Origin of the sequence: uncultured Nevskia sp. (assembly GCF_903885465.1) — a bacterium.
Lineage (GTDB): Bacteria > Pseudomonadota > Gammaproteobacteria > Nevskiales > Nevskiaceae > Nevskia.
Window position 1 is genome coordinate 1 of record NZ_CAISIQ010000089.1, and the last position, 10,554, is coordinate 10,554.

Below are 10,554 nucleotides of genomic sequence, written 5' to 3' on the forward strand. Positions count from 1 at the left end.
CACGGCGCGTGGTTTCGTGGAGGCGCGCACGTGGCGTAAGAGAGACGGATTCGAGATTGTTCACGCGTGTTTCACCGACCATTCGAGACCGCCGTCGATCGGCAAGGTCAGGCTGCGATAAGGGCCATCCGGCGCCCGAACGCTGGCCAGCCAGCCGGCCAAAGCCCGCCGCCGTCGCTGGATCTGCGGGGCGATCAGGATGCCGCCGGGCCGGAGCTTGGCGGTCAGTTGCGGCAGCAGCGCCGTTGCATCGGTATCGAAGCTGTCGAGCAGCAGCACGAGGTCGATCGGCGTGTCGAGATCGCCGAGCAGCCGCGTCGGGCTGTCGCAGCGAATGTCGAAATAGCGGGAAATGCCGGCGCCACGCAAGGCCGCACGCGCCCGGTGGGCCGCATCCGCATCGCGCTCGAAAGCGATCAGCGCACGATCGCCACGGCCACCTGCCGCTTCCCTCAAGGCATCGGCAAGCCAGACGGCGGCGATTCCCTCGGCGCTGCCCAAAGCCACCACCAGCCGCGCCGCGCTGACATCGACCATCTGCCGCAACAGCCGGCCAGACTCTGCCGATAGCAAGGACTCTGTCCGGCGTGAACGCCATAAAGGCGCCCGAGCGGATTGGTACAGCGCATCGAGAAATGCCTGCGGCCGATGCCGAAGCAAGCGATCGCCAGCCATCGGCATCGACTGGGGAACCACGCGGCCGATGCCGCGCAGCGCTCCTGAATCTGTAATCGGCATGACCAGCCCTCCTTGTGCAGACAGGGGTCCGGCTGGCTAGCGGCTTAAGCTTCGCTGCGGCTTGTTCAATCTATTTAATGATAATCATTTGCATTTGTAAACAAGCAAGGCATCCGCTGCTGCCGCTTGCCGCAAATGTCGTGATGTCATCGCTGCTGGCGATCCGGAGCCATGAACTCTCCGATCGTTGCCGCGGTCTGTAAGCTGTTGCCCGGTAAGCCGTTCCCGCCCGAGGATGTCTCGATGAAAAGCTCGTTCCGTCTGTTCGTTCCCGGCCTCATGGCGCTGCTGCTGGCGGCCTGTGCGTCGCCGCAGACGCGCATCGACAAGAATCCGGAGGCCTTCAATTCGCTACCGGCGGAACAGCAGGCCCTGATCAAGGTCGGTAAGATCGGCATCGGCTTCGATGAAACGGCGGTGAAACTGGCAATGGGCGAGCCGGATCGGATCACCCAGCGTACCGACGCCAACGGCGTCAGCCTGGTCTGGCGTTACACGCGTTACGAAGATCAGCTGGGCGCGCCGCTGTACACCGGCTTCTACCATCGCGGCTTCGCCTACCCGTTCAACAGTTTCTATGGATCGGGCTTCTACGGACCAGGCGCCGGCTTCTACCCCTACTACCTGAGCAGCAACACCCGCCAGGAACGCGACCACGTGCGCGTCGTGTTCAGCGACAACAAGGTCAGCGCAATCGAAGAAGAAGTGAAGTGACCTTGGGCTGAGACTTTCGGGTCGATAAAAGGGGCTCGCCCCCAACCTTCGGTGAGTCCGTAGCGGTAGACCTTCGGCGATAATCTCCGCACCTGCCCCATCATCTGCGGAGTCACCATGTCATCAGCTGCCGGCCACGATTCCGTGGTCATTGTTTCGATCGCCCGTACGCCGATGGGTGGCCTGCTGGGCATGCTCTCCCCGTTCAGCGGCGCCCAGCTTGGTGCGATTGCCGTCAAGGCGGCTGTCGAACGTGCCGGCATCGCGCCGGCCGACGTCCAGGAAGCGATCCTCGGCTGCTGTCTGATTGCTGGGCAGGGCCAGGCCCCCGCCCGTCAGGCCGTCCGCGGCGCGGGCCTGCCCGACGCCGTCGGCGCGACCCAGATCAGCAAGATGTGCGGCTCCGGCTTGAAGGCCGTGATGCTGGCCAATGATCTGATCAAGGCCGGCACCAACACGATCATGGTGGCCGGTGGCTTCGAGTCGATGACCAACGCCCCGCATCTGCTGCCGAAGGGCCGCAGCGGCGTTCGCTACGGCGCAACGACCCTCTACGACCACATGGCCATGGATGGTCTCGAAGACGCCTACGAGCGCGGCAAGTCGATGGGCCTGTTCGCCGAAACCTGCGCCAGCCAGTACAGCTTCACGCGCGAAGAACAGGACGCCTTCGCCGTTGCTTCGCTGGCCCGCGCCAAGCTGGCCAACGAGGACGGCAGCTTCGATTTCGAGATCACGCCCGTCGAAATCACCGGCAAGAGCGGACCGGAACTGATCCGCCATGACGAGCAGCCTGCCAAAGGTCGTCCAGACAAGATTCCGACCCTGAAGGCAGCCTTCAAGAAAGACGGCACGATCACCGCTGCGACCTCGTCGAGCATCTCCGATGGCGCTGCTGCCGTCGTCGTGATGTCGGAAGCCGAAAGCAGCAAGCGCGGCCTCAAGCCGCTGGCCCGCATCCTCGGCCACGCCTCGCATGCACGCCTGCCGGGCGAGTTCGCGACCGCACCGGTGTTCGCGATCCGCACGCTGCTCGACAAGCTCGGCTGGCAAGCCGCCGACGTCGATCTCTGGGAAATCAATGAAGCCTTCGCCGTGGTGACGATGGCGGCGATGAAGGAACACGGCCTGCCGCACGACAAGGTCAACATCCATGGCGGCGCCTGCGCGCTCGGCCACCCGATCGGCGCCAGCGGCGCGCGCATTCTCGCCACCCTGATCGGCGCGCTGAAAAAGACCGGCGGCAAGCGCGGCATCGCCTCGCTGTGCATCGGCGGCGGCGAAGCGGTGGCGGTGGCGATCGAGATGGTTTGAGCGGCAATTGCCGTCACAGTCGATCCCTCAACGGATGGGCTGTGGCGGCTGGCAGCACGTGACGGTTTTCTGTCGTAGGTCTTGGCCGTGCAGTCACCGTAAGCGCCTGTAGCCGGGCGAATCCTGCTCTGATCAGCAAGCTAAGCAGCGGCTAGAGGGCGTTAACCCGGGGAATGGGAATTGCATTGAAGGCAGGCGCACGCTCCGCGCGATTCTGCCGACTCGTAAATCCATGTCTGAAGCCAGGCTTGCTCCTCGCGCAGCTCCGGGATTCCATCAGACAAGTGCGATCGCGTTCAGCGATAGCCCGAGCGCTCTCAGCCATCGCTACGGGCTGATCGGCCTGTCGGCGGTGGCGTTGGCCATCCTCGCTGGCTCGACGCCGATCCTCGGTTTCATCTTGCTGACGGTAGCGGCCAGCTACGGCGGCTTGACGGCTGGCCAGCATTGGATCGATCAAGCGATCAACCAGGAACGCACTCGGGTCTGGCTGGTCCGCGCCAACTGGTCCCTCTGGATCATCGCTTTCGTCAGCCTTGAATTGACCGGCGCCGTCGGCACCCTGACCGGCAACTCGGCTCAGCTGATCGACCAGTGGGCGGTCACGCTCGGTCTGCCGTTCTACGTGCTGTCGATGGCCGCAGCGAATGCCGATGTGCTGGCAGGGCGCCGCATGAAGCCTGACTTCAGCTTGTACCTGCTTTACGTCATCTACTTCCCTAAGTTTCTCAGCGGGCCGATCGAGCAACCGGCGTTCCTCGGCGTGCTGGGGAGTTTCCGCTTCTCGCTCGACTGGGCACGTATCGATCGCGGCGCTCGCTGGGTGGTGCTGGGCGCGTTCTACAAGTTCATCATCGGCCGTTTGCTGGCTCGCCTTTACTTCCCCGAGCTGGCCGACGATGCGCTGACCCTGTCGACCGGCATCATCGCTTTCGAGCTGCGCGTCTACTTCGATCTGTGCGGCTACAGCCTGATGGCTTACGGCATCAGCCTGATGCTCGGGCCGGAGCTGACGCTGAACTTCAATCACCCGTTCTTCGCCGGCAATGTCCGCGACTTCTGGCGCGCCTGGCATATCAGCCTTGGCCGCTGGTTCCATCAGTACGTCTATGGGCCGTTCCGCGAGTCCGGTATCAACGCGCGCTGGTTCCATTACGCGCCGCTGCTCGTCTTCATGGTCTCGGCCGCCTGGCACGGCATCACCGCGAATTTCTTCCTCTGGGGGCTGTTCCACGCCTCTGCCTTCCTGCTCTACGCCAACGTGCTGAGGCACTACCGCTGGCCCAGGCTCGTCGGCTGGATGGCTTTCTTCGCCGTCCTGTTGTTCGGGCGCCTGCTGTTCATGGATGACAATCTGCCTCGCCTGCTGACCAAGTTCGGCACCCTGGCCGATCCGATGCAATGGCTGGCCATCATCGAGCAGCCATCGGCCACGCTGCAGCGACTGCTGGGCCTCGCCTCGCCCGGCACCTGGCAGATGCTGCTGGCCGCCGTAGGCTTCGTGCTGTTCACCGAGTGGCAGAACGTGCGACGCAAGCTGCCGGCGTATTCGCTGTTCATGGGCTGGAGAATGCTGGTAGTCGTGGTCGTCATGGTGCTGATGGCCAGCAACGGCTCGGAGGGCATGATCTATGCGCGCCAGTAAGGCCGGCAAGCTTGTGCTGTGGCTGTTCATCGCCGTCGCCGTACCGATCTCCTGCTTGGTGAAAGGCTGGCTGAGCGAGGCTAACGACCGAGCCTCGGTGACCGCGCTGGCGTCTTCAAGGGCAACGCTTGACCAGCGGATGAACCCAGAGGACGGGCGACGAGTGCTGATCGGTGGTGGCTCGAACGCGCTCAGCAGTTTCGATTCCGCCTACATCTCCAGGCAAATCGGCCTGCCGGTTTACAACCTCGGGATGCTTGGGGAAGGACTGGACGTCCGAAACATGTTCGCGGTGGTGGAAGCGCGGGCTCGCCAAGGCGATATCGTGGTGATCTCCGCGCTCAGCTTTTTGACTCGTCGCGACGTAACAGCCAACGCGACCTTGACGAAACTGCCTAGCGGAGACTGGTACCTGCCGTCGCATGGCGTTGATCTGTCTTTGCCGCAAGGCTCGCTTCACATCCCGCTGATGTCGCTTTTCGACGAACTAACCTTGTTGAACAGCTTGAAAACCTATGCCCAATGGCAATCCGCTGCTCCGCAGATCGAAAGCCTTGAAGGGTTCGACGGCGCAGAGGACCATGCATTGCATCTACCCGGCAATCACCACTCTGTGGTCATCAACGATCAGGGCGACTGGATCGATTGCACGCAAACCGCCAATGCCAAACCTCTGGAGTTCGATCCGAAGTTGCTGGAACACTCCCGAGGCTTCACGGAACTCGCCGATAACTTCGAAAGACGGCTGAACCAGCGCGGCGTGAAGGTGCTGTTCACGCTGCCGACCGTCCTGATCCGTGAGAAGGACCGCAGCCGATGGGAAGCCCAGGTTGCGGCGGTCATGAAGCGGTTTGGGTCTGCCAGCTTCATCCGCCCCAGCCAGAGCTGGCAGTTGAGCAGTGACGCAGCTCAGTTCTGCGACACCAATGCCCACATGCTTCGATCCAATGCGCGCTTCAACAGCGAATCGATTGTCAGTGCCGTTCAGTTGCTGCTTGGCGTCGCCGCTCGATAACCGGGATCAAACGGCATGATCCGACGTCGGTACTCCTCGGGTGGTCCGCAGCGCTCCACGATCGCGATATTGCTCTGTGTCGCCAATCTGCTGTCTGCCTGCAATAGCGGGATCGGTGCGGAACTGCCGCTTCCAGCCCGTCTTGAGGTGATCGGCACCAGTTCGGACGGCCGACGCGAAGTCCGATGCAGCGAGCTGCGTGCTGTCCAGCCTGTGGTGTTCTTGGCGTTCGGCCAGTCGATCGCCTCTAATTTCAACCAGGCGCCTCATACGCCCGAACGCCCCAGCTACAACATTCATCAGGGACGTTGTTTCGAAGCACGTGATCCCATGGCCGGCGCCGACGGGACGCTCGGCAGCATGTGGTCCTATCTCGCTGACGCCTTGCCCGGCGATCTGATGCCGTACACGGCTTTCGTGACGATCGGGGTCGGTGCCAGCAGCGTCGCGCAATGGGATGCCGGGGGCAGCCTGAACGCGCACCTGACCGTGGCGGTGCGCGCGACCCGAGACGCCGGCTTCGAGATCTCGTATCTGCTCTGGCACCAAGGCTCAGCTGACCGCGGCACTACGGAAGAGGCCTATCAGTCCCACTTCAGGGGCATGATCCGATCGATCGCTCCCTACGGCGTACTGCCTGGAAGTTTGCCCGGCAATGCCAGGGTGTTGATTGCCGTACACACACGCTGTGGCAGCGGAGGCCAGGATGTGGTGCTAGCGGCCGCGCAGCGCGGCCTCGTCGATCCGGACAATGGATTCTTCCCCGGCGCCGATACCGACACGGTCAGCGACAATTTTCGCTACGACGGCTGCCATCTGTCGAAAGCGGGTCAGGAAAAAGCGGCCCTGCTTTGGCGAGACCGGATCATGGTTGCAGCGCGCCATCAGCCTCGCTGAGCAACAGCGACGCTGCTCTGGTCCAAGCGGCAGACAACAAGGTCTGCACCGGCAGGACACACCGTCTTTACGCGAATGCACCACCCCTTCCGGTACTTCCGATCAAGGCTCGTGTCGCGGCTTTGCGACCACATCTCTCAGAGCCCTTGCGCGCCCCCGAAACACTTGGGTCAAAACTGCGCCAGAGGGTTTTTACCACCCCTTGAATTGTGCAATTGCAGCAATAAACAGGTTTCTCAACTTATTGTATTAATTGATTTTTAAGCGCAACCGGGAAGCTTGCCCATGGTGGCACGGCTGTTGCTGAAGCGCTTCCGGGTTCGGTTACTAAAGGGCGATGCGGCGAGGGTCAATCGCAGGGTCGGTTCAAGTGACACAGCCTCGATGTCCCACAGGATCTCGAGATAACAAAAATGATGCGCCGGATGCTGCAGCGTCGAGCAACCCAGGTGTGATCGAACAGCGGCAACCGTAATTTCTTAAATGCGGAGGAGAAAACAAATGAATTTTCGCTACAAGGCAAGTTTGGCAATGGCGGCCTTCGCCCTCGTCGCTGCTCCAGGCATCACTCATGCCGCGGCAGATCTCGACAAGGCAATGGCTAATCCCGAGAACTGGACCACGCAGGCTGGCGACGAATACAACCAGCGCTACAGCAAGCTGGCCCAGATCACTGACAAGAACGTCAACAAGCTGCAGGTGGCCTGGACCTTCTCGACCGGCGTGCTGCGCGGCCACGAAGGTTCCCCGCTGGTCATCGACGGCATGATGTACATCCATACGCCGTTCCCGAACAAGGTGTTCGCGTACGACCTGGATACGCAGAAGATCGTCTGGAAGTACGAGCCGAAGCAGGATCCGGCTGTGATTCCGCAGATGTGCTGCGACACGGTCAATCGTGGCCTCGCCTTCGGCGACGGCAAGATCCTGCTCCAGCAGGCTGACTCGAACCTGATCGCGCTCGATGCCAAGACCGGCAAGCTGATCTGGTCGGTGAAGAACGGCGATCCGAAGCTGGGCGCCGTCAACACCAACGCACCGCACATCTTCAAGGACAAGGTCATCACCGGTATTTCCGGCGGTGAATGGGGCGTTCGCGGCTTCCTCGCGGCCTACAACCTGAAAGACGGCAAACTGGCCTGGAAGGGCTACAGCGTCGGTCCCGATGCGGAAATGCTGATCGAGCCGGGCAAGACCACGACCTGGGAAGATGGCAAGGTCACGCCGGTGAAGAAGGACTCCTCGCTGTCGACCTGGAAGGGCGACCAGTGGAAGATCGGTGGCGGCACGACCTGGGGCTGGTACAGCTACGATCGCGCGCTGAACCAGGTGTTCTACGGTTCGGGCAACCCATCCACCTGGAATCCGTCGCAGCGTCCGGGCGACAACAAGTGGTCGATGTCCATCTGGTCGCGTGACCTCGACACCGGCAAGGTGAAGTGGGTCTATCAGATGACCCCGTACGATGAGTGGGATTTCGACGGCATCAACGAAATGATCCTGGCCGACATCCCGGTCAAGGGCAAAGCGACGAAGGCACTCGTCCATTTCGACCGCAATGGCTTCGGCTACACGCTGGACCGCACCAACGGCGCGCTGCTGGTTGCCGAAAAGTACGACCCGGCCGTGAACTGGGCGACCAACGTCGACATGAAGACCGGCCGTCCGCAGGTCGTCGCCAAGTACTCCACCGCGCAGAATGGTCCGGACGTCAACACCAAGGGCGTCTGCCCGGCAGCGTTGGGTACGAAGGATCAGCAGCCGGCGGCGTTCAACCCGAAGACCGGTCTGTTCTATGTTCCGACCAACCACGTCTGCATGGACTATGAGCCGTTCGCCGTCGATTACACCGCAGGTCAGCCGTATGTCGGCGCGACCCTGGCGATGTACCCGGCTCCGAACAGCCACGGCGGCATGGGCAACTTCACCGTCTGGGATGCAGGCGCGGGCAAGATCGTCTGGTCCAAGCCGGAGAAGTTCTCGGTCTGGTCCGGTGCGCTGACCACCGCTGGTGACGTGCTCTTCTACGGCACGCTGGAAGGCTATCTGAAGGCGGTCAGCCTGAAGGACGGCAAGGAGCTTTGGAAGTTCAAGACTCCGTCCGGCATCATCGGCAACGTGTTCACCTACGTGCACAAGGGCAAGCAGTACGTTGGCGTCTACTCGGGCATTGGCGGCTGGGCCGGTATCGGCATGGCAGCAGGCCTCGAGAAGGATGCAGACGGCCTTGGTGCAGTGGGCGGCTATCGCGAACTGAGCCAGTACACGGAACTGGGCGGCTCGCTGACCGTCTTCGCCCTCAGCGAATAAACAGTCACCGGGTCCACGGACCCAGCAACATCTGAAGTACCGGGTGGCGCCACCGATGAACTCGGTGGCGCCACTTTTTTTGCCTGGCAACTCCCCTATTCAGGACGTCTCGCGAGCTGTCGAGATGACCGTATTGCTGTGTCGATCGGAAGCCCGAACCATGCTTGACTCCGCAGCGTCTGATTCACGGCTGATCGGCCTTGATCGCGACAGCGGCAGCGCTTGCGATACTGCCGCTCCTCTTCGCTGCAGTTCGACGACCGCGCCATGATGACCGCAGACCATTGGAGCCGCAGTTCGCGTTCGATCGGCCACTGGCTGGCCGCAACGCTGCTGTCGACCAGCTTCATGGCAGCAGCAAGCGATATCGACCGCGAGCTGTTCAATCCCATTGTCGCCAGCATCGTCAAGATCGAAGCGGTTACCGACAGTGGCACCTACTCGCTGGGCAGCGGCGTCGCGGTTCAGCCCAGCCGTTTCGTCACCAGTTGCCACGTGACGGCGCAGGCTGTGTCGATCACCGTGCTGTATCAGGGCCTGCGCTGGCCTGTCGTTCGCCAGCGTGCCAACACCGTTCGCGACCTCTGCATCCTTCAGGTCCGCGGGCTCGATGACGTGGTGCCCGTGCCTCGCGGCAAAGTCAGCGATCTGCGCGTGGGAACCGAGGTGGCCGCAATCGGCTACACATTCGGCACCGGCCTGGCGACCCAGATCGGCACCGTGCAGGCCCTGCATCCGCTTACCGATGGCACGGTGATCCAGAGCGCCACCTACTTCAACTCCGGCGCCAGCGGTGGCGGCCTGTTCGAGATGGATGGAAAACTGGTGGGCATCCTGACCTTTCGGCTCAAGGGCGCCGAGGCTTACTACTTCTCGATTCCGGTGGACTGGATCGAATCTGAACTTGCCCGCAGCGATCCCTTCGAACCGGTAGGCAAGCTCGACACGGCTCCGCCGTTCTGGGCGCAACCGCCAGACCGCCTACCCTACTTCATGCGCGCTTCGACCCTGCAGGCGCGCATGCTGTGGGACGAGCTGGTGACGCTGACCGACGCTTGGGCTGAAGCCGAACCCGGCAATGCCGAAGCCTGGTTCATGCGTGGCCAAGCCTTGACTCGTCTTGATCATCCCACCGAAGCCATTGCCGCCTATGAACGCGCCGTGAGCCTTTATCCCCACCTGGCACAAGCCTGGTTCCTGCTTGGCCAGCTGCAGATCGAGCGCGGCGAGAAAAAAGAGGCTGAACGCATCACCCGGCAACTGGAGCCATTGGATCCAGCACTGGCCTCTGAACTGGCTACCCGAGGCCGTGCTGCCAAACCGGCTTCGCCATCGCCTTGAATATCTGATCCTGCTGAAAAGCAAAACTCCATTTCCAAAAATCTTCCCGTCTTTCTTCTGCCACTTCTCTCAGGAACAGCCATGAACAAATTATTGGCAAGCATTGCCATCGCGCTGGCGTGCGGCGCAGCAGCCGCATTCGCTGCCGATGAATACTCGATCGCCGAACATCGAGTGTTCGTCGATCCGCACATGGCCAATGTGCCGAAGGCCGCGACGATCGACTATCGCTACGTACAGACCGGTGCGCCGGCAGACAGCTTCGAGGACCTGGTGAAGCTGCAGGTCGGCGAAGGTGCTGCCGACAAGCGCACGCTGTCCGTGGAATTCCTGACGGGCGAGCACAAGATCGAACTTCCCAGCGTCGAGGGCGGTGGCGGCAATCCGGTGATCCTGTACTTCCTCGAACATGACATTCGCAAGATGCACGATCGCCTGGGCGGCCAGCAGGCGTACTTCCGCAAGCGCATCCGTCTGGCGCTCGCCGACGCGGCAACGGTCAAGCCGGTCAAGCTGAGCTACCTGGGCAAGAGCGTCGATGGCAACGAAGTGACGATCGAGCCCTATGTCAACGATTCAC

9 protein-coding genes are annotated in these 10,554 nt (G+C 62.0%); 8 read left to right on the top strand and 1 reads right to left on the bottom strand.

The genetic code is table 11. The features are described from left to right. Positions 1 to 60: 60 nt before the first annotated feature. On the bottom strand, positions 61 to 738 hold the full coding sequence (locus QZY06_RS03325; protein WP_295680179.1) for a class I SAM-dependent methyltransferase: 678 nt from the start codon (positions 736 to 738) through the stop codon (positions 61 to 63). Positions 739 to 981: 243 nt separating this feature from the next. Between QZY06_RS03325 and QZY06_RS03330 the strand changes: the two genes are divergently transcribed. The 8 genes from QZY06_RS03330 to QZY06_RS03365 all read left to right on the top strand — a co-directional run. Continuing rightward, entirely contained in the window at positions 982 to 1,452 is a 471-nt protein-coding gene (locus QZY06_RS03330; protein ID WP_295680181.1) for a hypothetical protein, read from the top strand. A 117-nt stretch (positions 1,453 to 1,569) separates the two neighbouring features. Continuing rightward, the gene (locus QZY06_RS03335) at positions 1,570 to 2,766 is read left to right on the top strand and encodes an acetyl-CoA C-acyltransferase (RefSeq protein ID WP_295680183.1); all 1,197 of its coding nucleotides are present in this window, start codon (positions 1,570 to 1,572) and stop codon (positions 2,764 to 2,766) included. Between the two features lie 232 nt (positions 2,767 to 2,998). Next, positions 2,999 to 4,411 carry an MBOAT family O-acyltransferase gene (locus tag QZY06_RS03340; RefSeq protein ID WP_295680185.1) on the top strand — a complete coding sequence of 471 codons (1,413 nt, stop codon included), beginning with the start codon at positions 2,999 to 3,001 and terminating at the stop codon, positions 4,409 to 4,411. Then, complete coding sequence (locus tag QZY06_RS03345) at positions 4,398 to 5,426, top strand: hypothetical protein (protein WP_295680187.1); 1,029 nt, start codon at positions 4,398 to 4,400, stop codon at positions 5,424 to 5,426. Before QZY06_RS03340 ends, QZY06_RS03345 begins: the two co-directional genes overlap by 14 nt. A gap of 15 nt (positions 5,427 to 5,441) precedes the next feature. Next, on the top strand, positions 5,442 to 6,323 hold the full coding sequence (locus QZY06_RS03350; RefSeq protein WP_295680189.1) for a sialate O-acetylesterase: 882 nt from the start codon (positions 5,442 to 5,444) through the stop codon (positions 6,321 to 6,323). Between the two features lie 531 nt (positions 6,324 to 6,854). Next, positions 6,855 to 8,633: a methanol/ethanol family PQQ-dependent dehydrogenase gene (locus QZY06_RS03355; protein ID WP_367275553.1), complete on the top strand. Its 1,779-nt coding sequence runs from the start codon at positions 6,855 to 6,857 to the stop codon at positions 8,631 to 8,633. 270 nt (positions 8,634 to 8,903) lie between these two features. After that, on the top strand, positions 8,904 to 9,974 hold the full coding sequence (locus QZY06_RS03360) for a trypsin-like peptidase domain-containing protein (RefSeq protein WP_295680190.1): 1,071 nt from the start codon (positions 8,904 to 8,906) through the stop codon (positions 9,972 to 9,974). Between the two features lie 81 nt (positions 9,975 to 10,055). Then, positions 10,056 to 10,554 (top strand): hypothetical protein (locus tag QZY06_RS03365; protein WP_295680192.1); only part of this gene is annotated, 499 nt, incomplete at its 3' end.

Bases quoted from the DNA above. Each gene is read 5' to 3' on its own strand.
- QZY06_RS03325 (WP_295680179.1), bottom strand. From the start codon at position 738: ATGCCGATTACAGATTCAGGAGCGCTGCGCGGCATCGGCCGCGTGGTT.
- QZY06_RS03330 (WP_295680181.1), top strand. From the start codon at position 982: ATGAAAAGCTCGTTCCGTCTGTTCGTTCCCGGCCTCATGGCGCTGCTG.
- QZY06_RS03335 (WP_295680183.1), top strand. From the start codon at position 1,570: ATGTCATCAGCTGCCGGCCACGATTCCGTGGTCATTGTTTCGATCGCC.
- QZY06_RS03340 (WP_295680185.1), top strand. From the start codon at position 2,999: ATGTCTGAAGCCAGGCTTGCTCCTCGCGCAGCTCCGGGATTCCATCAG.
- QZY06_RS03345 (WP_295680187.1), top strand. From the start codon at position 4,398: ATGCGCGCCAGTAAGGCCGGCAAGCTTGTGCTGTGGCTGTTCATCGCC.
- QZY06_RS03350 (WP_295680189.1), top strand. From the start codon at position 5,442: ATGATCCGACGTCGGTACTCCTCGGGTGGTCCGCAGCGCTCCACGATC.
- QZY06_RS03355 (WP_367275553.1), top strand. From the start codon at position 6,855: ATGGCGGCCTTCGCCCTCGTCGCTGCTCCAGGCATCACTCATGCCGCG.
- QZY06_RS03360 (WP_295680190.1), top strand. From the start codon at position 8,904: ATGACCGCAGACCATTGGAGCCGCAGTTCGCGTTCGATCGGCCACTGG.